Below are 21,532 nucleotides of genomic sequence, written 5' to 3' on the forward strand. Positions count from 1 at the left end.
GTGAGTGTGTTGGCGATCGACGCGGGTACCACCGGGGTGACCGCGCTGCTGGTGGACGATGCCGGTGGCGTCACCGCGCGCGGGTACCAGGAGTTCCCGCAGCACTTCCCGCGGCCCGGCTGGGTGGAGCACGAGCCCGAGGAGATCTGGCTCGCCACCCTGTCGGCGTGCCGGGAGGCCATCGACGCGGCGCGGACCGCGGGCGTACCGGCGCCGACCGCGATCGGCATCACCAACCAGCGCGAGACCGTGCTGCTGTGGGACCGGCGTACCCTGCGGGCGCCGCGCCGGGCGATCGTCTGGCAGGACCGCCGCAGCGCCGACATCTGCGCCGAGTTCGAGGCCGCCGGCCACGGCAAGCGGGTCACCGAGCTGACCGGGCTGCGGCTCGACCCGTACTTCTCGGCGACGAAGCTGGCCTGGCTGGCCCGGCACGAGCCGGACACCTGGCGGGGCGTCACCGAGGGCGCTCTGGTGGTCGGTACCGTCGACGCCTACCTGGTGGCCCGGCTGACCGGTGGCCAGGTGCTCGCCACCGAGGTGTCCAACGCCAGCCGCACCCTGCTGTACGACACGTTCGGCGGCGGCTGGTCCGGCGAGCTGTGCGAGCTGTTCGGGGTGCCGGAGATCGCGCTGCCGGAGGTGGTCGGCTCGTCGGGAGTGCTCGGGCACACCGACCCGGCCGAGTTCCTCGGCCTGACGCTGCCGGTGGCCGGCATCGCCGGCGACCAGCAGGCCGCGCTGTTCGGTCAGGCGTGCTTCGACACCGGCGCGACGAAGTGCACCTACGGGACCGGTTCGTTCGTGCTGACCAACACCGGCGACACCCCGGTACGGTCCGAGCACGGGCTGCTCACCACGATCGCCTGGGATCTCGGCGACGGCCCGGTGTACGCGCTGGAGGGCTCCATCTTCGTCACCGGTGCGGCCGTGCAGTGGCTGCGCGACGGGCTCGGCATCATCGGCGCCGCGGCCGAGATCGAGGGCCTCGCGGCGACGGTCCCGGACACCCACGGGGTGGTGTTCGTACCGGCCCTGACCGGCCTCGGCGCGCCCTACTGGGACCCGTCCGCGCGCGGCACGATCCTCGGCCTGACCCGCGGCGCGACCCGCGCGCACCTGGCCCGCGCCACACTCGCCGCGATCGCGTACGAGGTCCGCGACGTGCTGACCGTGATGGCGGCCGAACTCGCCGGCGACGACCGGCCGGCCGCCGAGGTGATCCCGGAGCTGTCGGTGGACGGCGGCGCCTCGGCGAACTCGCTGCTCTGCCAACTGCAGGCCGACCAGCTCGCGCTGCCGGTACGCCGGCCGCGGGTCACCGAGACCACCGGGCTGGGCGCGGCGTTCCTCGCCGGGCTGGCCACCGGCGTCTGGTCGTCGACCGACGAGCTCGCGCGGACCTGGCAGCTCGACGCCCGCTTCACCCCGTCCGGCGACACCGACGAGGACGGGTACCGGCTGTGGAAGGTCGCCGTCGACCGGGCCCGCGACTGGCCCGCCTGATCGGCCGCGCCGTGTCGGGGCTGGCGTTGTCCGGTCAGCAACCGCTTGCCGCACAGGACAACGCCATGATCGACGGGGCTGGGCGGGTGGACACGGACGGCCCCGGCAACCGTCGAGACGGTGGCCGGGGCCGTGACCGCGAACCGCGCCGGTCTCCACGCGGCCGACGCGGCGATGCCGTAGGCGCCATCCGCCGGGACGCTCCCCCAAGATCCCGCGGACGTCGCTCGCCGCACGACAGCGCTGCCGCGCCAACCCCCGTGACCGGCGCGGTTCCCCGCGGTCGTGCTCAGCCTGCCAGCCGCTCTCGGGGTGAACTGTCGCATGACCGATACCCCAGGTGTAGACAGCACGACAGTTGGGCCGGATGCTTGTAGAACGCACACACGAGCAGTGACGGTCCGAATCCGGGCCGAGAGAGGCAGCGCGGGTGGACAGGCAGGGCACGGACTTCGACGACGCGATCGCGAACGTGGAGATGTTCACCGACCTCGACCCGGAGGTCCGGCGCAGGATCGCGGCCGCGGCCGTGCCCCGCACGTACCGCAAGGGGCAGTTGCTGTTCGTCGAGGACGACCCCGGTGAGTCGCTGATCGTGGTGCGCACCGGTGCGGTGGCGGTCTTTCGTACCTCGTCCGCGGGCGAGCGGGCGCTGCTGCACGTGGTGCGACCGCCGGGGGTGCTCGGCGAGGTGGCGCTGCTCGACGGGGCGCCGCGCTCGGCGTCGGTGGAGGCGATCGAGCGGTGCAGCGCACTCGCGTTGTCGCGCACCGCGTTCCTGGAGCTGGTGCACGCCAACCCGCGCATCCTGGACAGCGTGTTGAACTCGCTCGGCAGCCTGATCCGACGACTCACCGAGCAGAACACCGACCACGTGTTCCTCGATCTGGCGGGGCGGGTGGCCAAGACGCTGGTGCGGCTGGCCGGCGACAGCCCCGCGCCGATGGTGACGGTGGAGCTGAACCAGAGCCAGCTCGCCGAGATGGCCGGCGGCTCCCGGCAGAGCGTCAACCAGGCGATCGGCACGTTCGCCGGTCGCGGCTGGCTGCGCACCGAGGGCCGCCGGATCGTCATCACCGACATCGGCGCGCTGCGGCGCCGGGCCGGCATGACCGGCTGACCGGCGTGACCGGCCGGTCTGCGTGACGGGCGTGGCCGGCCCGTCCGCGTGACGGGCGTGACCGGCAGGTCTGCGCGACCGGCTGACCGCGCGCGCAGCAGCGCGCCGCCCCGGACCGCGGGCGTCACGCTCCTCGGTCAGCTGATGCCGGGCCAACCGTTCGGGCGGATCCCCCCGGACGTGTCCGGCTCCGGCTCCGGATCCGGCTGCGTCGTCTCGGCACTGCCGGAGCCGTCGGTCGACGTCTCTTCGTCCGGGCGCGATTCCTCACGCTTCGGTTTCTCCTCGGTTGCCACGAATCCTCCTGCTTCGAGTTCGGCCAGCGTGACGTTGTCCACCTCGACCAGATCACCGGCACGGTGCCGGGCCTCCCCCGGCCCGGTCCAGTCGGCCGCCAGCCGTACCAACACGTCAACCTCCATCGACCGGCATGCGTGCCAGGCGTTCACAGTTGCTCTGATCGCCGCTGACCCTACTGACCAGCCGCGACAGCGCCCGTGCTCTGTCGTCATTCCGACCGACCGACGGTCTGACGTATCGTGCCAGTGGCGGTACCTCGACGCTGCGCGGACGCTCGTCGCCGCATTCGGTTGCCGAAGCGTGACAGCATGACTTGTCGTTGTCGGGTCGCCGGGCGCCGGCCGGTCCGTCGCATCGGAAGCTGGGAGGCCGCCATCCCTGTCTCATGTGCCCACTGCGGCCGCGTCGCCGGACCGGACGACCGGTTCTGCGGCGCGTGCGGTACGGCGCTGAGCCGGCAGTGCCCGGGCTGCGGACGACCCGCCGATCCCGACCTGACGTTCTGCACCGGGTGCGGGCGCCGGCTCACCGAGTCGGCCGGGCCGGCGCCGAGCGCCACGGTCGGGTCCAGCGGCCGGGAGGACCGCCGACGGGTCAGCGTGCTGTTCATCGACGTGGTGAGCTTCACCCGGTTCGTCGAACGCGCCGACCCGGAGCAGGTCCGCCAGATGCAGAGCGGGTTCTTCAACACCGTCCGACAGATCGTCGGCCGCTACGGCGGGCTGGTGGAGAAGTACATCGGGGATGCGGTGATGGCGCTGTTCGGCGCGCCGATCGCGACCGAGACCGCGGTCCTCGGCTGCGTGTCGGCGGCCCTCGACCTGCAACGCACCCTGGGCGGTGCGGACGCCGGGCAGCAGCCGTCGTTCAGCTTCCGGATCGGGATCGCCACCGGCGAGGCGCTGGTGGACACCGCGGCGGCCCGGGACGGTGGCCAGGCGATCGCGGCCGGCGACGTGCTCAACACGGCGTCCCGGTTGCAGTCCGCCGCACCGATCGGCGGGGTGCTGGTCGACGGCGCGACGCACACCGCCACCGCCGACGACTTCCGGTACGAGCGGCGCGATCCGGTGGTGTTGCGCGGGCACACCGAGGCGACCGAGGTGTGGGTACCGGTCACGTCGCTGCGCCGCCGCACCACGGTGCGGGACCAGGAGAGCACCCCGCTGGTCAACCGGGTGCACGAGCTGCGGCTGCTCACCGGCGCGCTGGAGCGGATGGTGACCGACCGGCAACCGCAGCTGGTCACGCTGTTCGGCCGGGCCGGCATCGGCAAGAGCCGGCTGGTCGCCGAGCTGCGCCGGTACGCGGCCAGCCACGAGGACGTCCGGATCCGGTGGCACACCGGGTTCTGCCCACCGTTCGGCGAGAACGTCACCTACTCGGCGTTCGCCGACATCGTCAAGGCCGAGGCCGGCATCCTCGACTCCGACGACGCGGCCCGGGCCCGCGACCGGCTGCGCGCGGCGGTGTCCCGGCTGGTTCCGCCGGTCGAGGCGGACCGGCTGACCAACGCGCTCGGTCCGCTCGTCGGGCTGCCCGGCGAGCAACTGCTCGCCGAGGACACCGAGTCGGCGTGGCGGCGGTTCGTGGTCGCGCTGGCCTCCGACCGGCCGACCGTGCTGGTCGTCGAGGACCTGCACTGGGCCGACCAGACCATGGTCAGCTTCGTGGAACGGCTCGGCTCGGCGATGCGTGACGTGCCGCTGCTGGTGCTGTGCACCTCCCGGCCGGAGTTGCTGGAGCACGAGCCGGCCTGGGCGGTGGCGATCACCGGATCGCAGACGATCAGCCTGTCGTCGATGAACGACAAGCACATCGCCGACATGTACGCGGCGCTGTTCGGCAAGGCGGCCTTCCCCACCGACATGCTCGGCCAGCTGGTCGAGCTCGCCGGCGGCAACCCGCTGTACGCGCACGAATACTTCCGAATGCTGCTGGAGCAGGGCACCCTCGCACCGGCGATCGACAGCCGGGACGGCGAGGCGGCGGCGTCGATCCCGGACAACGTGCACGCCGTCATCGCCAACCGGCTCGACCTGCTCGACCCGGCCGATCGTGCGGTGCTGCAGTCGGCATCCGTGCTCGGGATGGCGTTCTGGCCGGATGCGGTGGCCAGCGCGCTGCGCCAGCCGCTCGGCGCGGTGGAGCGCGCGCTGCGCCGGCTGGAGCTGCGTGACCTGGTGTTGCAGCAGACCGAGAGCAGCCGGGAGCAGCAGACCGAGTACCGCTTCTCGCATGTGCTCATCCGCGACGTCTGCTACCAGCGGCTGCCCCGCACCGAGCGGGTGGCGCAGCACGCCCGGGCCGCGGACTGGCTGGAGGCGGCGGCGGACGCGACCGGCAGCCGGTCCTCCGATCTCGCCGAGGTGGTCGCGAACCACCGGTTCTCCGCGCACGAGATCGCCCGCACCCTCGGCATCCCCACCGCGCCGTACGCGCCGGGAGCCCGCCGCGCGCTGCACCACGCGGCCCGCCGGGCGTACGCGTTGCACGCGCCGGACATCGCCGCCGCCCACGTGGAGAAGGCGCTGCGGCTGTTCGGCGCGGACGACCCGGACTCCGACGAGCGGCTCGAGCTGGAGCTGTTCGCGGCCGAGCTGGCGTTCCTGCGCGGCGCCGACGAGTTCGTCGCCGGCGGCGGCATGGAGCGGCTGGCGCAGCTGGTCGAACGGCTGGACCGGAACGGCAACGAGCAGGCCGCCGCGCAGGCGCTGACGGTACGCAGCCGGGTCGCGCTGATGACCGCCGACCGCGCCGCGGCGGCCGGTGGGCTGGCCGAGGCGATCCGCCGGTTCGCCGGGCTGCCCGACTCCGAGCCGAAGGCCAGCGCGTACGCCGACCTGGCCCGGATTCATCTCAGCAGTGCCGAGCTGCCGGCCGCGATCGAGTCGGCCGGCCAGGCCGCCGACATCGCGGCCCGGCTCGGCCTGATCGAGGTGCAGGCCAGCGCGATGATCTCGATCGGAGCGAGCCGCTACCTGGGCGGCGAGCCGGACGGCATGACCATCATGGAGCAGGCGTTGGAGACCTGCCGGCGGCTCAAGCTGCCGAGCCTGCGCCGGGCCACCCAGAACCTCGGTTCCGCGCTGCTGGAGGAGGGCGAACTCGACCGGTCCCGGCAGCTGCTCGACGAGGGTGCGCTGGTGGAGATCACCGACGGGCACAGCCTGACCACCAACTACGCGGCGGAGGGCAGCCGGGCGTTCCTGGCCGGCGACTGGGACAGCACGCTGGTCGCCAACGAGGCGCTGCGCGACAGCCCGTCCGGCGCCTGGGACCTGCAGTCCCGGCTGCAGAGTGTCTGGCTGCGGGCGCTGCGCGGCGAGCGGGCGGCCGACGACCACGACGAGGTCGCGGAGGCACTGCGGATCGCCCGGGACAGCGGTTTCCCGCGGCTGGCCTGGACGGCGTTCGGGCACGGTGCGCTCTGCCTGGCGCTGCACGACCAGCCGGCCGAGGCGGCCGAACTGCTCGCCGACCTCGCCGCCAGCTGGCGGCGGTACCAGACGGTGCCGAGCGGGGAGTGGGTGGCGGCGGCCGGGCACGCCGCGGCCCTGGCCGGCGCGCCGGCGGCACGGACGCTGCGCGACATGCTCGCCGCCGTGCCCCGCTCCACGCCGTGGACGCGCGCGGCGTCGGCGTCGGCGTCGGGGGCGCTCACCGCCGGCGCCGACCACGCCGCCGCGGCGTCCCGGCACATCGAGGCCGCGGAGCTGTACCGGCGGATCGGAACCCGCAGCGACGAGATCCTGTCGCTGGCCGTCGCGCTCGGGCACTACGCCGCGGCCGGCATCGGCGACCGGGCCGAGCAGTACCGCCGGGAGGTGCGCATGTTCGCCGCCGCGAATCAGGCGAGCCGGCTGCTGCGGCTCGCGGGCAGCTCGGCGTAGCGGCGCTCGGGGACCGGCCGGCGGCGGCCGTGGCGGCGCGGGTGATGCGGCCGGTCAGGCGGCGGTGCGGGTGATGTCGCCGGTCAGGCGGCGGCGCCGGTGATGCGGCCGGTCAGGCGGCGGTGTTGGCGGCGGCCGGCTTCTCGGTGGCCGACTCAGCCTGGGCCGGCTTGTCCGACTTCTTCACCTTCGCGGCGTAGACGTCGACGTATTCCTGACCGGACAGGTCCATCAGGTTGTACATGATCTCGTCGGTCACCGAGCGCTCGACGAACCGGTCGCCGGCCATCCCGGCGTACCGGGAGAAGTCGAGCGGGGCGCCGATGCGCATGTGCACCCGCTTGTTCAGCCGGGGCAGCTTGGCACCGGCCGGCTGGATCTCGTGGAAGTTGACCATCGCGCACGGAATGACCGGCACCCCGGACTCCAGGGCGAGCCGGGCCACGCCGGTCTTGCCGCGGTAGAGCTGGCCGTCCGGCGAGCGGGTGCCCTCCGGGTACATGCCCCACAGCTTGCCGTCCTCCAGCACCTGCTTGCCGGCGTCGAGCGCCGCGCGGGCCGCACGACCACCGGCCCGGTCGACCGGCACGCAGCCGATGGTGGTGAAGAACAGCCGGCTCAACCAGCCCTTGAGCCCCTTGCCGGTGAAATATTCGCTCTTGGCCATGAAACGGATCGGGCGGTGCACCATCAGCGGCAGGAACACCGAGTCGATGAAGGCCACGTGGTTGCTGGCGAGGATCGCCGGACCGGTCGCGGGGACGTGCTCGAGGCCCTCGACCTTCGGCCGCCACAGCACCCGCAACCACGGACCGATCAAGATCCATTTCAGCACCCAGTACAGCACGTGGGCTTCTCCCGTCATCGACCTACGCAAGCAGCGTACGGAGCGGAGCGGGGGGCCGGCAACGTGGCCGGAGAAGTTCTCCGCCCTGTCCATGTCGCGATTGGGCCAGGTACCGTCGGTCTGTCGGGGCTGCGACGCGGACCGCTCCTGTGGCGTTGCTCCCAGCAGACGCAGCGAACGCGGCCTCGCCCGCGGTCGACGGCTGGCCGGAAGGTGGTGGTGGGGCATGTCGAGCGCCGGTGGGCGCCGGCACGGCCGGCGAGACAACGGCCTGCACGCCGCCGAGTACGCGGTGGCCGGCGACGTGGACCCACGGGTCGGCGAGCACCTGCTGGACGTCCTCGGCCTCGCCGGGATCGCCGCCTACCTGCAACCGACCGCCGACCTGCACCCGGTCACCCGCACCACCACCCTGCCGAGCCGCCCGATCGACCGGCTCTACGTCGACCGGGACCATCTCGACGAGGCACGCGAGTTCCTGGACAAACTGGGCCCCTCGGCGGCGCCGTCGGCGGCGATGGACCCGGCCGCCGGCGCGACCCCGGCCGGGGCCGGCGACCCGACCCGGCCGGGGACGGGGGCCGACCCGACCGCGCCGGAACCGCCGCGGCCGTCGCCCGGCGAGCGGAACCCGGGCGAGCTCAGCGACGACGACGTGCGCGACGCGTGGGCTGCGATCGTCGCCGAGTTCGATGCGCCGAGCGCCGCGCCGGTGCCCCCCTGGCCGGTCTCGGAGGATGTTTCGGACCCGCCGGCCGGAGACGACGCGGAGCCGGCCGACGAACCGACCGACCGGCCGGCCGGGAAGCCGGCGTCCGGGCTGCGGCCGGCGACGAGCTGGCGATCGGACGCGCAGCGCCCCGACCTGCTCGACGAGCTCGACGCCGAGGAGGACGAGGGGTACGAACCCCCGCCACCGCCGCCGCTCCCCCGCCCGTCGCTGTACACCGCGATCGCCGTGCTGGGGATCGCCGGTGGGCTGGTGCTGTGCATCCGGCCCGAGCTGCTCTCCGGTGTCGGGATCGACGACCGTACCGGGATGGCGCTCGGGTTCTGCGTGCTGCTGGCCGGGTTCGTGACGCTGGTGGTGCGGCTGCGCTCGGGTGACGACGAGGACGAGGACGACGACGACGGCGCCGTGGTCTGACCGCCGCCTGCGGCCGGCCGACCGGTCCCGGCGTTCGGGCCAGCCCTGACGCGACGGCCTGCCGTTCGGTGCCGTGGCGGCCCCCACCGAGCCGCGAAGCCGGTTCGCTGGGGGCAGCCCCACCATCGAGACGGCAGACCACCGGATGGGCCGGCCACGGCCGTTCGCATAGCGTTCGTACCGACCAGCCCCCATCTCAGAGGACTGCCCGATGCCAGCTCAGCCTGACCGTCCACGCCGCCTGCTCGTCCCTGCCGTGGCATTCGTCGTACTGCTGCTGGCCATCGGCCTTGCCGTGACGTTCGGGCTGCGCCAGGCGATGCACCCGGCGCACCGGGCCGACCACAGCAACACGTACCACGAGGTGACCCGGCTGTCGGTGGACACCGACTCGGCGGACGTGCGGGTACGGCGCGGTACCGGATCGGCGGTGACCGTGGCGAGCCACCTGGAGTGGAGTTCCGACACGCCGAAGGTGACCGCCGCGATGCACGCCGGCACGCTGTCGGTGGGCACCTCGCCGTGCCGCGGTACCCAGTTCGGCATCCAGATCTGCCGGATCCGGATCACCCTCACGGTTCCGGCCGCGCTGCCCGCCACGCTGCGCACCGACTCGGGCGACCTGAACATCAGCGACCTGTCCGGCTCCGTCGACGCGAAGGCCGACAGCGGCAACGTGAAGGTCGTCGGGCTGTCCGGCCCGCTGACGGTGCGGGCGGACTCCGGGGACATCGAGGCCGACGAGCTGTCCTCGAAGACGGTGCGGTTCAACGCCAACTCCGGCGACGCGACGCTACGGTTCGTCACGGCGCCGAGCCGGGTGGTGGGCGCGGCGGACTCCGGCAACGTCACGATCGAGCTGCCGAACACCAGCGGCGGCTACGACCTGGCGCTGCACGCCGACTCCGGCGGCGTACACGCGCCGGCGGAGGGCGTGCACCGGGAATCGTCGCGCAAGATCCGGGCCGACGCCGACTCCGGTGACGTCACGGTCCGCGTCGGCAACCCGTGAGCCGGCCCCGACCCGACCGGCGGCATGCCCGGCCGGGCGGGACGTCCCCGCGCGCCGCGGCACCCGCCGGCGACACCACCGAACGGCGGCACGCGCTGACCGGCACCACCGAACCGGGATCACACCCCGGCCGGCACCACCGAACCGGGATCACACGCCGGCGGGCACCGCCGGCAGCGCCTGGTGTAGCCAGGACAGGATCGGCGCCGGATCGGGCAACGCGCCACCGGCCGCCGACAGCCACTCCGACTGCGCCGAGTAGCGCACCGCGAGCGTGCGCAACGCCTTGTGTTCACCGCCGTCCGCGGACGCGAACAGCAGCGGCGGGGACACCGCCGGCAACTTCGGGTCGCGGCCGAGCAGCAGCGTCGCCCCCAGCCGGGGCCGGTTCAGCAGCGCGCCGAGACCGGGCATCCGGCGGCCCGGCAGGCCGACCGGGTCGACCAGCACCGCGGCCGCGGCCGGGTAGCGGTGCAGCGCGTGCGCCACCACCCAGGCGCCGGTGCCGCGGCCGACCAGTACCGCCCGGCGCGGCAGCGCCACCGCCTCCTGCACCACGTCGTGTACCCACTCGCGCCGGGTCACCGCGAACCGGGGCCCCGGCCGGGGGGTGGCGCCCAGGCCCCGCGGGCTGACCGCGGCGGCGAGGTGACCCGCCTCGGCGGCGGCACCGAGCCACGGTTGCAGCGCCACGGCGCCGCCCGGGTCGTGGATGTCGGCGACGAACAGCACCGGCGGCGCGTCGGTTTCGGCCGCCGGCGCGGCCCGCAGCACCTGCCGGGGCGTCGGCCGTACCGGGCGGGCCCACTCCCAGCGCCGCCACACCCGGGTCGGCGCGATCCGCGCCGTCACCTCGCCGCTCACTTCGTCCCCTCCCGTGCCGTATCGCTCACTTCGGTCATCCGGTCGTCCCGGTCACGCCGGGTCGCGCCGCTCATGTCGTCCGCTCCAGACTGGTCAGGGCCTGGCCGAGCGCGGCGAGGTACCGGTGGTGCCCGACGTCGAACCGGTGCCGCGCGGTCGCCGCCATCCGGGTCTGCAGGTAGCGCCGGTCCAGGTCGCGTTCGGCGCGGCGCAGCAGCGCATCGGCCCGCGCCGGCGCCTCGATCCGGGTCCGCAGCAGCCGCGCGATCAGCACCGTCTGCCAGTGCACCAGGCCGAACTGGCCGGAATCCGGGTCGATCAGCCCGGCCACCGACAGCGTCGGCCGCTTCGGGTTGAGCAGTTGCAGGTAGAGCCGCGGCTTCTGCTCGTCGCCGCCGAGGTGCTCCGGCGCGAGGAAGTCGAACCGTGGCCGGTAGCCGGTGGCGAACACGACCAGCTGCGGGTCGGCCTCGGTGCCGTCGGTGAACAGCACCCGGTTGGTGGTGAACTCGGCGATGCCCGGCTTCGGCGTCACGTCGCCGTGGCCCAGGTGGTACAGCAGCTGGCTGGTGACCACCGGATGCGCGGTGAACGGCCGGTGCGTCGGCTTGGCCAGGCCGAACCGGGCCGGCCGGCCGGCGGTCAGCCGCAGCAGCGTCCGGTACCCGAGCCGGCGGGCCCACAGCGGCAGCCGCAGCGCCCGGGTCAGGTCGTCGAGCTGGTCGGCGGGGCGGCCCAGCAGGTACTTGGGGGTCAGCCACTCGCCGTGCCGGGTGGAGTGCCAGGCGGTGCCGGCCTGCTGGGCGGCGGCGACCGCGATGTCGCAGCCGGAGTTGCCGCCGCCGATCACCAGCACCCGCTTTCCGCGCAGCTGCGCGGGATCGGAGTACCCGGCGGAGTGGATGATCTCCCCGGTGAACGTCTCCTGGCCCGGATACTCCGGCCGGTACGGGTGCCACAGGTGGCCGTTGGCCACCACCACCGCGGCGTACGCCAGGGTGCGGCTCGGCCCGCCGCCGGTGCCGCGGACGGTGACCTCCCAGCGGTGCCCGTCGGTCGCGGCGACGTCCACCACCTCGGTACCGAACCAGACGTGCTCGCGCAGCCCGAAATGGTCGGCGTAGCGCTCCAGGTAGTCCAGCACCCGCCGGTGGTCCGGATAGTCCGGATACGCGTCCGGCATCGGGAAGTCCGGGAACTGGGTGAACGGGCGGCTGGAGACCATGTGCAGGCCGAGGTACATGGGGCTGCGGTCGGCGCCGACGTCCCAGCCGCCACCGACGCCGGTCTCCCGCTCGTAGCAGTCGACCTCGAAGCCGTGCTCGCGCAGGTTCTTCACCGCGGCGAGCCCCGACGACCCGGCGCCGATCACGCACACCGCGTCGCCCCGGTCGTACACGCTGCGCCCGGATGGTCCGGCCGGCTCGGTGGATCGGTCCTCGTCGATGCCGCCACCGTCGGTCACGCTTGCATCCTCCTTGCCGGTTCCGGTTGTCCCCCCGCACGCTGACAGCGCAGCGTGATGAATACTCGCGAGCATTGGGCGACTTGTCCAGCCCCCTCCCCCGGCGGCCCGGCTCGGCCGTGGCCTAGGTTGCAGGGAACGGACCAGCAACGGGGCTGGTCGGCGGCCGCTGGGGGTTGGCATGCACGAGACCGAGACCGTCGAGGTCCGCGGACACATCCTGGATTCGGGCGTACTGGCGCGCATCCTCGACGACGTCCTGGAGTACGGCGGGGACTACCGGATCGAGCGGCTGGACGTGGGCCGACAACACTCGGACGAGTCCACCGCGCGGCTGGAGATCGGCGCCGACGACGCCGACCAGCTGTCCCGGATCCTGATGCGGCTGCAGACGCACGGCGCGAACGCGGTGACGCCGGGCAAGGCGCTGTTGCGGCCGGCTCCGGCGGACGGCGTGTTCCCGGACGACTTCTACTCCACCACCAACCTGGTCACCCAGGTGCACACCGGCAGCCGCTGGCTGACCGTGCACAACCCGGAGATGGACTGCGGCATCGTGGTCGCCGCGGACGACTCCGCGGCGCGCACCCTGCCGGTGTCCGACGTGCGGGCCGGCGAACGCGTCGTCTGCGGCGCCGACGGGGTACGCGTGCTGCGGCCGCCGGCCGAGGACCGGGACGGGGACGGCTTCGGCTTCATGTCCTCCGCGGTGTCCAGCGAGAAGCCGCAGGCGCTGCTGGTCCGGCAGATCGCCGACCAGATGCGGGCGGTGAAGGAACGCGGCGAGAAGATCCTGTGGGTGTGCGGCCCGGCGATGGTGCACACCGGTGCCGCCCCGGCGATGGTCTCGCTGGTACGGGCCGGGTACGTGGACGTGTTGTTCGCCGGCAACGCGCTCGCGGCGCACGACATCGAGTCCGCGCTCTTCGGTACCTCGCTCGGCGTCGACCTGGACAAGGGCCGCGGTGTACCGCACGGGCACGAGCACCACATCCGCGCGATCAACAAGATCCGGGCCGCCGGGTCGATCGCGAAGGCCGTCTCGTCCGGCGTGCTGACGAGCGGCATCATGCACGCGCTGGTGGCCAACGACAAGCGCTTCGTACTGGTCGGTTCGGTCCGCGACGACGGCCCGCTGCCGGACGTCTACACCGACGTGATCGACGGCCAGCGGGCGATGCGCGCCGAACTGCCCGGCGTCGGCTTCTGCATCATGGTCGCGACGATGCTGCACTCGATCGCGACCGGGAACATCCTGCCGGCGTCGATTCCGCTGGTGTGTGTGGACATCAACCCGGCGACGGTGACCAAGCTGGCCGACCGGGGCAGCGCGCAGGCGGCCGGGATCGTCACCGACATCGGCCTGTTCACCGAGCAGCTCGCCGAGGAACTGCGCGCCTGAGCGGCGCCGGGTGGCCGGCCGTGGTGGCCGGCGGTGCGACCCGACCCGGGATGGCTGGCGGTGCGACCCGGCCGGCGCGGCGCGAGGCGCCGGGTCGCCGGGTCGCCTGGTCGCCTGGTCGCCTGGTCGCCTGGTCGCCTGGTCGCCTGGTCGCTGGCGGGTGGCGTAGCGCACTCGCGCGACGCGCCGGGAAAGCGTTCGGTTGCGCTTCGGCGGCGGGTAACCTCACCGACGGCGATCCGTGGGGCGGTGGGGGCACCGTCGACACGCCCGGACGCCACGTCGACGGAGGTGGTCGCGATGCCGGTCGTACCGGCTTCGCCAGGACACGCGCCGAGCACCCGCGGAGCCGACCCGGATCCGCGCGGCGGCCGGGAGCACCCGGACCGGGGTTACGAGCTGTTCCGATTGTGGTGCGAGCTGACCGGTCGGTCGGTGCGGGAGGTGCCGGTCGACGAGGTCGCCGCCTTCCTGGGCCGACGAGAGGTGCGCGCGCTGTCCCGAGTGCCCGCGGAGGTGCTGCGGGACGCGGCCGGCGCGGCCCGCCGTGGCTCGTCGCTGCCGGTGGAGCGCTGGCTCGCCACGGTGCGCATCGTCCGCCCGCACGCCTGAGGGCCACGGACCGGGCGCGCCGGTCCCGGTGCTCCGGCTCACCACCACCGATCGGCGTCGCCCGCAGACCGTGCCAGCACCCGGACCGTCGTGCGGGTACACCGCGAGCCGCCGCACCGCGAAGGTCGCCTACCGCGTCAGCTCCCGCCTTCGGGTTGGGCGCCGCTGGTTAGGCTGCGGACATGATGGGTGCCGTGGTGGGCGTGCTGGTGGCCGTGGCGGTTGTGATCGCGGTGCTGTTGCTGGTCGTGACGGTGCGGCGGCGGCGGGCGCCGGTGCTCGGGGACGTCTCCCGGGCCGGCACCCCGAGCCCGGGGTGGTCGGCCGCGCCGGCCGCGGCACGGCCGGGCCCCGGCAGCCTCGACGAGATCCGGGCGCTGGCGCAGCAGGGTCAGCTGATCCGGGCCATCAAGGTGTACCGGGAGCACAACGACGTGTCCCTGGCCGACGCCAAGCGGGCGGTGGAGCGCATCGCCCGCGGCGACGCAGCGGACGGCGCGCCCGGCGACCGGGCCGACCTCGCCGAGGTGCGGCAGCTGGCACGATCCGGCCGAAAGATCCAGGCGATCAAGGTCTACCGGCAGCTGACCGGCGCGTCCCTCGCCGAGGCGAAGGCCGCCGTCGAGAGCGGCAACTGGTAACCGACCCGAGGTCCCGTCGGTGCCGAGGCGCCGACCTGGGACGGCCCGGTGCGCCGGGGACTGCCGATACGGAGGATGTCCGGGCGGCTCCAGGCGCCCTACGTTCTCGTACGTCGGTGGGCAGCGCACGACCGACCGGCGCGGTGGCGGACCCGTACCGGCGCAGCGTTCTGCTGTGACACGGCCGCTTTCGGGAAGAACCGTCGAGAGAAGAGAGCTTCATGCAGATCGCCAGCGGGTTGCACCGGATCGGCTCGGACTACGTCAACAGCTACCTCGTCGTCGGTCAGGACGGGGTGACGATCATCGACGCCGGGTTGCCCGGATTCTGGAAGCCGCTGCTGGCCGAGTTGGCCTCGATCGGCAAGGGCCTCGGCGACGTGCGGGCGCTCGTGCTGACCCACGGCGACACCGACCACATCGGTTTCGCCGCCCGGCTGCACCGCGAGACCGGCATCGCCGCGTACGTGCACGAGGCGGACGTCGACCGCGCCCGGCTGAAGGTCAAGAAGCCCAACTCGGGGTGGGGGCCGGTTCGGCTCGGCGCGTTGGCCGGATTCCTCTGGTACTCGGCTCGGCACGGCGGGCTGCGGATCCCACCGGCGATGGAACTGCGCACCGTGGCCGACGGCGACGTGCTGGACGTGCCCGGCTCGCCGCGCATCATCCACACCCCGGGACACACCCCCGGCAGCATCGCGGTGCACGTCCCCCAGGTCGACGCGGTCTTCATCGGCGACACAATGACCACCCGCAACGTGCTGACCGGAGTCACCGGCCCCAAGCCGGCCCCGTTCACCCTCGACCCGGAGCAGGCGATCGCCTCCCTCGACCGGATCGCGGACACCGGGGCGCGGTGGCTGCTTCCCGGGCACGGGCCGGCCTGGGACGGCGGCGTCGCCGAGGCCGTCCGGCTGATCCGCGCGTCGGCCGGCAGCAGCGCGGCGTAGGGGCAGCGACCTGCCCCGACGGTCCCGGGACACCGACGGCGCCGGGACACCGACGGCGCCGGGACATCGGCGATCACGGGGTGCCGGCGCGTCGTCGGGGTGCCGAATCGGATGCGCCCGGGCCGGCGCCGGATCCGCGGCTGCAGGTACCGGGCGGAAAATTCTGTGCCCGAGCGGACGAGCGGTGCCTGCTATTTCAAGAAATTCACCGAAATTAATGGCCCGATTCATTCTTAGAGTGAGCCTGTAATCACTTCCAGTAACCTCCATGTCGTCCAAACACCGTGACGAACGGGGGGCTGAACCATGTTGAGCAGAGCCGCGTTGGCCAGAGCCACGATGGCGGTCACTACCACGGCCATGCTGGCCATCGTTCCGTTGGCCGGAGCCGCGCACGCCGCCGACCTCGACTGCAAGGACTTCAAGTACCAGGAAGACGCGCAGCGGGTCTACAACCAGGACCCGAGCGACCCGAACCATCTGGACGCCGACCACGACGGAATCGCCTGCGAGCATCTCCCGCACCGGCCCGGCGGCACCAACGGCGGCGCGTCGGGTGACAACGGCACGCAACCCCAGGGCGGGGTCGAGACCGGCGCCGGCGGGATGGCGCCGACCGTATGGCGGATGTCGTGACGCTCGGGCCACCCAGCTGCCGGATCACGACCGAACGTGACCGAGCGCCCCGGTGCACCTCGACCGGGCCGGCGCCGACGGACGCGGCACGATGAGCGCGCGGAGGCGACGGCACGGCCACGGGCTCGGCTGGCCCGTGGCCGCGGCCGGGATGGCCCTCACCGTCGTCGCAGCCGGCTGCGGGTCGACCGCCGGCAACCGGACGGCACCGGCGAACGGGCCGAGCGACGGCCCGCCCCGGTCGCCCCACCCGACGGCCTCCGCCCTCCCCCTGGTCGACGCCCAAGCAGCCGACCCGATCCGGATCCGGGTGCCCGGTGTCGGGATCGACGCCCCGATCGGCCCGCTGCGCGTCGGCGCGGACGGCGTCCTCCCACCGCCCCGGGCGTTCGACCGGGCCGGCTGGTGGCAAGCCGGACCCGAGCCCGGTGAACGTGGACCGGCGGTCATCGTCGGCCACGTCGACTCGTACCGCGGTCCAGCGGTCTTCTTCCGCCTGTCGACCATCGCCGACGGGGCGAGGATCTTCGTCGACCGGGCGGACGGGTCGACGGCCGTCTTCGCCGAGCAGCGGATCGAACGGCGAGCCAAGACCGCCTTCCCGACCAAAGCGGTGTACGGATCGACGTCGGACTCGGAACTGCGCGTCATCACCTGCGGCGGCCGGTTCGATCGCCGGAAGCGCAGCTATCGCGACAACGTGATCGTCTTCGCCCGACGGGTTCGCTGAACCGCGGCACGGCGTCGGCGGGACGCAGCCGCGAGCAGGCACACCTCCGGCCGGGCGGCCACGGGTTCCGCGCCGGTCAGGGCCGCGGGATGTTGCGCAGGTTGCTGCGGGCCATCGCCAGCGCCTTGCCGACGCCACCGGTCAGTACCGTGCGCGACATCGACAGGGCGAAGCCGCTGACCTGCTCACCGGTGATCTTCGGCGGCAGCGACAGCGCGTTCGGGTCGGTGACGACGTCGACCAGCGCCGGGCCGGGAGCGTTCAGTGCCTCACGCAGCGCATCCCGCACGTCCGAGGGCTCGGTGACGCGGATGCCGGTGGCACCGGCGGCGCGGGCGATCGCGGCGAAGTCCGGGTTGCGGTACGAGGTGCCGTGCGCGGGCAGCCCGGCGACCAGCATCTCCAGCTCGACCATGCCCAGCGACGAGTTGTCGAACAGCACCACCTTCACCGGCAGGTCGTACTGCAGCAGGGTGAGGAAGTCGCCCATCAGCATGGCGAAGCCGCCGTCGCCGCACAGCGCGACGACCTGCCGGCGCCGGTCGAGCAGCTGCGCGCCGATCGCCTGCGGCAGCGCGTTCGCCATCGAGCCGTGGCTGAACGAACCGATGATCCGGCGCCGCCCGTTCGGGGTCAGGTAGCGGGCCGCCCACACGTTGCACATCCCGGTGTCGACGGTGAACACCGCGTCCGCGGCGGCGACGTCGTCGAGCTGGTCGGCCACGTACTCCGGGTGGATCGGTCGGTGCGTCGGCACGTTCCTGGTGTACGAGCCGACGACGCCGGACAGCAGGTCGGCGTGCCGGCGCAGCATCCGGTCCAGGAACGCGCGGTCCCGCTTGGCGTCGAGGCGCGGCAGCAGGCAGTCGATGGTCTGCGCCACGTCGCCCCAGACACCGAGGTCCATCGTGGAACGGCGCCCCAGGTGCTCGGCGGCCACGTCGACCTGCACGATGCGTACGCCACCGGGCATGAACGCGTCGTACGGGAAGTCGGTACCGAGCAGGATCAGCAGGTCGCAGCCGTGCATCGCGTCGTAGCAGGCGCCGTAGCCGAGCAGCCCGGACATGCCCACGTCGTACGGGTTGTCGTACTGGATGAACTCCTTGCCGCGCAGCGCGTGGCCGACCGGCGCGGACAGCTTCTCGGCCAGCTGCATGACCTGCCGGTGTGCGTCGGCGCAGCCGCTGCCGCAGAACAGGGTGACCCGGCGTGCCTCGTTCACCAGCTTCGCGAACGCGGCCAGGTCGGCGTCGGTGGGCCGGACGTGCGGGCGGTCGGCGACGACGGCGTGCTCGTACGAGCCGGACGGCGCCTCGGCGGCGGCGATGTCGCCGGGCAGCGAGACGACCGCGACTCCGCGCCGGCCGACCGCGTGCTGGATCGCGATCTGCAGGGTGCGCGGCATCTGCGCCGGATCCGAGACCAGCTCGCAGTAGTGGCTGCACTCGACGAACAGCCGGTCCGGGTGGGTCTCCTGGAAGTAGCCGGTGCCGATCTGGCTGGACGGGATGTGCGAGGCGAGCGCCAGCACCGGCGCGTAGCTGCGGTGCGCGTCGTACAGCCCGTTGATCAGGTGCAGGTTTCCCGGTCCGCAGGAGCCGGCACAGGCGGCGAGCTGCCCGGACAGCTGCGCCTCGGCGCCGGCGGCGAACGCGCCGACCTCCTCGTGCCGTACCTGGATCCACTCGATGCCGTCAGTGCGCCGTACCGCGTCCACGATCGGGTTCAGGCTGTCCCCGACCACGCCGTACAGCCGGCGCACGCCGGCCGCCGCGAGCACCCCGACGAACTGGTCGGCCACCGTCCGTTTCGCCATGAACCGACGCTAACCGCCGAGGGCGGCGGCTCTCAGCGAAACCGCCGTACCGGGCGAAGCGGTGGAACCGGTCGGTCGCAACCTTGCCCGGACGGAAGACGCGAGCTGTGAAGATCGGCTAACAAGGGCGTTCAGCAACGTTCGATGGACGCGGGCCGGGTTCACGACGCACGCTGTTGGTGTGAAAGCGCTGGTCAAGGCGGCTCCGGAAGCGGGGCTGCAACTCCTTGAGGTGCCCGAGCCGACGGTCGGGCCGACGGATGTCAAGATCCGGGTGCTGCGTACCGGTCTGTGCGGTACCGACCTGCACATCGAGGCGTGGGACGACTGGGCGAAGGCGTCCATCGACCCGCCGCTGGTGGTGGGGCACGAGTTCGCCGGCGAGGTCGTCGAGGTCGGCCCGTCGGTGACCACCGTCTCGGTCGGGGACCTGGTCTCCGGCGAGGGGCACCTGGTGTGTGGCCGCTGTCGCAACTGCCGGGCCGGCCGCCGCCACCTGTGCATCCGTACCGTCGGGCTGGGCGTGCAGCGCGACGGCGCGTTCGCGGAATTCCTGACGCTGCCGGAGAGCAACGTCTGGGTGCACGGCCGCAGCGCCGACCGGCCGGTCGACCTGGACGTGGCGGCCATCTTCGACCCGTTCGGCAACGCGGTGCACACCGCCATGGCGTTCGAGGTGTTCGGCGAGGACGTGCTGATCACCGGCGCCGGGCCGATCGGCATCATGGCCGCCGCGGTGGTCCGGCACGCCGGCGCCCGCCACGTGGTGATCACCGACGTGTCCGACTACCGGCTGCGGCTGGCCGAGAAGGTCGGGGTCAGCCTGGCGCTGGACGTGTCGACCACGCCGATCGAGCGCGCCCAGGCGATGCTGGGCATGCGGGAGGGGTTCGACGTCGGGCTGGAGATGTCCGGCCAGCCGTCCGCGCTGCGCGAGATGATCTCGAACATGACGCACGGCGGCCGGATCGCGATGCTCGGCCTGCCGTCGACCGAGATCGCGGTCGACTGGAACCGGGTGGTCACGCACATGCTGACCATCAAGGGCATCTACGGCCGGGAGATGTTCGAGACCTGGTACCGGATGTCGGTGCTGCTGGAGCGTGGCCTGGACCTGTCCCCGGTGATCACCGGCCGGTACGGGTACACCCAGTACGCGGAGGCCTTCGCCGAGGCGCGCTCCGGCAACTGCGGCAAGATCGTGCTGGACTGGACCTGCGAGAAGACCTGAGTATCGTGCCGTCCTTTGCTCTGCATACCTCAGCGAGCCACCAGGTGGTGCACGGAGGTGCGCAAAGCAAAGGACGGTGCCTTGCCCCCACAACGGCGAGGCCCCGACCACGGCTGAGGAGAGGTGCCGGATGTTCGACCGGATGCGCGAGGACCTGACCGCGACGCTGCAACAGATCCGCGCCGACGGGCTGTACAAGGAGGAGCGGGTGATCACCAGCCCGCAGGACTCCGGGATCACCGTCGCCGACGGCAGCTCGGTGATCAACTTCTGCGCGAACAACTACCTCGGCCTGGCCGACCACCCGACGCTGATCGCCGCGGCGAAGACGGCGCTTTCCGAGCGCGGCTTCGGGATGGCCTCGGTCCGGTTCATCTGCGGCACCCAGGACATCCACAAGCAGCTGGAACACCAGCTGTCGGAGTTCCTCGGCACCGAGGACACCATCCTCTACAGCTCCTGCTTCGACGCGAACGGCGGCGTGTTCGAGACGCTGCTGTCCGACGCCGACGCGGTCATCTCCGACGAGCTGAACCACGCGAGCATCATCGACGGCATCCGGCTGTGCAAGGCGCGCCGGCTGCGGTACAAGAACCGGGACATGGCCGACCTGGAGCAGCAGCTCAAGGACTCGGCGGACGCCCGGTACCGGCTGATCGTCACCGACGGCGTGTTCTCGATGGACGGCTACTACGCGCCACTCGCCGAGATCTGCGCGCTGGCCGAACAGTACGACGCGCTGGTGATGGTGGACGACTCGCACGCGGTCGGGTTCGTCGGCCCGAACGGCCGCGGCACCCCGGAGCGGGCCGGCGTGCAGGACAAGGTCGACATCGTCACCGGCACCCTGGGCAAGGCGCTCGGCGGCGCGTCCGGCGGGTACGTGTCGGCCCGCGCCGAGATTGTCGAGCTGCTGCGGCAGCGCTCCCGGCCGTACCTGTTCTCCAACTCGGTCGCGCCGTCGATCGTGGCCGCCGCGATCGCCACCCTCGACCTGCTGGAGTCGTCCGGCGACCTGCGCGCGAAGCTCACCGCGAACACCGAGCTGTTCCGCGCCGAGATGACCGCGGCCGGTTTCGACCTGCTGCCCGGCGAGCACCCCATCGTGCCGGTGATGATCGGCGACGCCGCCCGCGCCGCGAAACTCGCGGACCTGCTGCTGGCCCGCGGCATCTACGTGATCGGTTTCTCGTTCCCGGTGGTACCGCGGGGCAAGGCGCGCATCCGCGTCCAGCTGTCGGCCGCGCACTCGACGGAGGAGGTCAAGCGCGCCGTCGCCGCGTTCGTCGACGCCCGCGCCGAACTCGACGCCTGACACCGGCCACGCCCGGCCAGACCCGGCACCGGGCGGCACCTT

18 protein-coding genes are annotated in these 21,532 nt (G+C 72.9%); 13 read left to right on the plus strand and 5 right to left on the minus strand.

Annotated elements, in window-relative coordinates; all coding sequences use genetic code 11:
* Together glpK and Athai_RS20470 are read left to right on the plus strand one after the other, a co-directional pair.
* The gene (glpK, locus tag Athai_RS20465; protein WP_203962994.1) at window positions 1–1,506 is read left to right on the plus strand and encodes a glycerol kinase GlpK; all 1,506 of its coding nucleotides are present in this window, start codon (window positions 1–3) and stop codon (window positions 1,504–1,506) included.
* 478 nt (window positions 1,507–1,984) lie between these two features.
* Entirely contained in the window at window positions 1,985–2,626 is a 642-nt protein-coding gene (locus tag Athai_RS20470; protein ID WP_203965971.1) for a Crp/Fnr family transcriptional regulator, read from the plus strand.
* Between the two features lie 137 nt (window positions 2,627–2,763).
* Here the strand turns inward: Athai_RS20470 and Athai_RS20475 are convergent, their stop codons facing one another.
* Complete coding sequence (locus tag Athai_RS20475) at window positions 2,764–3,036, minus strand: hypothetical protein (protein WP_203962995.1); 273 nt, start codon at window positions 3,034–3,036, stop codon at window positions 2,764–2,766.
* 198 nt (window positions 3,037–3,234) lie between these two features.
* Here Athai_RS20475 and Athai_RS20480 point away from each other — a divergent pair, with 198 nt between their 5' ends.
* A complete protein-coding gene (locus tag Athai_RS20480; RefSeq protein WP_203962996.1) occupies window positions 3,235–6,819 on the plus strand; it encodes an ATP-binding protein in 3,585 nt (1,194 codons plus the stop codon).
* Window positions 6,820–6,931: 112 nt separating this feature from the next.
* Here Athai_RS20480 and Athai_RS20485 read toward each other — a convergent pair whose 3' ends face one another.
* On the minus strand, window positions 6,932–7,666 hold the full coding sequence (locus Athai_RS20485; protein ID WP_203965973.1) for a lysophospholipid acyltransferase family protein: 735 nt from the start codon (window positions 7,664–7,666) through the stop codon (window positions 6,932–6,934).
* A gap of 226 nt (window positions 7,667–7,892) precedes the next feature.
* On the opposite strand from Athai_RS20485, the gene Athai_RS20490 reads away from it, so the two are divergent.
* Both Athai_RS20490 and Athai_RS20495 read left to right on the plus strand, forming a co-directional pair.
* Window positions 7,893–8,813, plus strand: coding sequence for a DUF308 domain-containing protein (locus Athai_RS20490; RefSeq protein WP_203962997.1), 921 nt, complete (start codon window positions 7,893–7,895; stop codon window positions 8,811–8,813).
* Between the two features lie 256 nt (window positions 8,814–9,069).
* Window positions 9,070–9,825 (plus strand): DUF4097 family beta strand repeat-containing protein, encoded by a 756-nt coding sequence (locus tag Athai_RS20495; protein WP_203962998.1) that lies wholly within the window; start codon window positions 9,070–9,072, stop codon window positions 9,823–9,825.
* A 150-nt stretch (window positions 9,826–9,975) separates the two neighbouring features.
* Here the strand turns inward: Athai_RS20495 and Athai_RS20500 are convergent, their stop codons facing one another.
* Together Athai_RS20500 and Athai_RS20505 are read right to left on the minus strand one after the other, a co-directional pair.
* Window positions 9,976–10,689: an alpha/beta fold hydrolase gene (locus Athai_RS20500; protein WP_203962999.1), complete on the minus strand. Its 714-nt coding sequence runs from the start codon at window positions 10,687–10,689 to the stop codon at window positions 9,976–9,978.
* Window positions 10,690–10,759: 70 nt separating this feature from the next.
* A complete protein-coding gene (locus Athai_RS20505; protein WP_239157054.1) occupies window positions 10,760–12,154 on the minus strand; it encodes a flavin-containing monooxygenase in 1,395 nt (464 codons plus the stop codon).
* A gap of 181 nt (window positions 12,155–12,335) precedes the next feature.
* On the opposite strand from Athai_RS20505, the gene Athai_RS20510 reads away from it, so the two are divergent.
* From Athai_RS20510 to Athai_RS20535, 6 genes are all read left to right on the plus strand, one after another.
* On the plus strand, window positions 12,336–13,556 hold the full coding sequence (locus Athai_RS20510) for an ornithine cyclodeaminase, nickel-pincer nucleotide-dependent (RefSeq protein ID WP_203963001.1): 1,221 nt from the start codon (window positions 12,336–12,338) through the stop codon (window positions 13,554–13,556).
* 300 nt (window positions 13,557–13,856) lie between these two features.
* The gene (locus Athai_RS20515) at window positions 13,857–14,168 is read left to right on the plus strand and encodes a hypothetical protein (RefSeq protein ID WP_203963002.1); all 312 of its coding nucleotides are present in this window, start codon (window positions 13,857–13,859) and stop codon (window positions 14,166–14,168) included.
* A 182-nt stretch (window positions 14,169–14,350) separates the two neighbouring features.
* Window positions 14,351–14,809, plus strand: a complete 459-nt coding sequence (locus Athai_RS20520) for a ribosomal L7/L12 family protein (protein WP_203963003.1) — start codon at window positions 14,351–14,353, stop codon at window positions 14,807–14,809.
* Between the two features lie 221 nt (window positions 14,810–15,030).
* The gene (locus Athai_RS20525; protein WP_203963004.1) at window positions 15,031–15,759 is read left to right on the plus strand and encodes an MBL fold metallo-hydrolase; all 729 of its coding nucleotides are present in this window, start codon (window positions 15,031–15,033) and stop codon (window positions 15,757–15,759) included.
* Between the two features lie 339 nt (window positions 15,760–16,098).
* On the plus strand, window positions 16,099–16,395 hold the full coding sequence (locus Athai_RS20530; RefSeq protein ID WP_203963005.1) for an excalibur calcium-binding domain-containing protein: 297 nt from the start codon (window positions 16,099–16,101) through the stop codon (window positions 16,393–16,395).
* 91 nt (window positions 16,396–16,486) lie between these two features.
* Complete coding sequence (locus Athai_RS20535) at window positions 16,487–17,125, plus strand: class F sortase (RefSeq protein WP_203963006.1); 639 nt, start codon at window positions 16,487–16,489, stop codon at window positions 17,123–17,125.
* 76 nt (window positions 17,126–17,201) lie between these two features.
* On the opposite strand, the gene Athai_RS20540 is transcribed toward Athai_RS20535, so the two are convergent.
* Window positions 17,202–18,944 (minus strand): pyruvate dehydrogenase, encoded by a 1,743-nt coding sequence (locus tag Athai_RS20540; protein ID WP_203963007.1) that lies wholly within the window; start codon window positions 18,942–18,944, stop codon window positions 17,202–17,204.
* Window positions 18,945–19,125: 181 nt separating this feature from the next.
* On the opposite strand from Athai_RS20540, the gene tdh reads away from it, so the two are divergent.
* Both tdh and Athai_RS20550 read left to right on the plus strand, forming a co-directional pair.
* Window positions 19,126–20,175, plus strand: coding sequence for an L-threonine 3-dehydrogenase (gene tdh / locus Athai_RS20545; RefSeq protein ID WP_203963008.1), 1,050 nt, complete (start codon window positions 19,126–19,128; stop codon window positions 20,173–20,175).
* A gap of 130 nt (window positions 20,176–20,305) precedes the next feature.
* The gene (locus Athai_RS20550; protein WP_203963009.1) at window positions 20,306–21,490 is read left to right on the plus strand and encodes a glycine C-acetyltransferase; all 1,185 of its coding nucleotides are present in this window, start codon (window positions 20,306–20,308) and stop codon (window positions 21,488–21,490) included.
* Window positions 21,491–21,532 lie beyond the last annotated feature (42 nt).

Source organism: Actinocatenispora thailandica, from assembly GCF_016865425.1.
Lineage (GTDB): Bacteria > Actinomycetota > Actinomycetes > Mycobacteriales > Micromonosporaceae > Actinocatenispora > Actinocatenispora thailandica.

What these genes read in the sequence shown, in the direction of transcription:
- Athai_RS20480 (WP_203962996.1), top strand. Translation starts at nt 3,235, where the DNA reads ATGACTTGTCGTTGTCGGGTCGCCGGGCGCCGGCCGGTCCGTCGCATC.
- Athai_RS20510 (WP_203963001.1), top strand. Translation starts at nt 12,336, where the DNA reads ATGCACGAGACCGAGACCGTCGAGGTCCGCGGACACATCCTGGATTCG.
- Athai_RS20530 (WP_203963005.1), top strand. Translation starts at nt 16,099, where the DNA reads ATGGCGGTCACTACCACGGCCATGCTGGCCATCGTTCCGTTGGCCGGA.
- Athai_RS20520 (WP_203963003.1), top strand. Translation starts at nt 14,351, where the DNA reads ATGATGGGTGCCGTGGTGGGCGTGCTGGTGGCCGTGGCGGTTGTGATC.
- Athai_RS20470 (WP_203965971.1), top strand. Translation starts at nt 1,985, where the DNA reads ATGTTCACCGACCTCGACCCGGAGGTCCGGCGCAGGATCGCGGCCGCG.
- Athai_RS20515 (WP_203963002.1), top strand. Translation starts at nt 13,857, where the DNA reads ATGCCGGTCGTACCGGCTTCGCCAGGACACGCGCCGAGCACCCGCGGA.
- Athai_RS20535 (WP_203963006.1), top strand. Translation starts at nt 16,487, where the DNA reads ATGAGCGCGCGGAGGCGACGGCACGGCCACGGGCTCGGCTGGCCCGTG.
- Athai_RS20490 (WP_203962997.1), top strand. Translation starts at nt 7,893, where the DNA reads ATGTCGAGCGCCGGTGGGCGCCGGCACGGCCGGCGAGACAACGGCCTG.
- Athai_RS20550 (WP_203963009.1), top strand. Translation starts at nt 20,306, where the DNA reads ATGTTCGACCGGATGCGCGAGGACCTGACCGCGACGCTGCAACAGATC.
- Athai_RS20525 (WP_203963004.1), top strand. Translation starts at nt 15,031, where the DNA reads ATGCAGATCGCCAGCGGGTTGCACCGGATCGGCTCGGACTACGTCAAC.
- Athai_RS20540 (WP_203963007.1), bottom strand. Translation starts at nt 18,944, where the DNA reads ATGGCGAAACGGACGGTGGCCGACCAGTTCGTCGGGGTGCTCGCGGCG.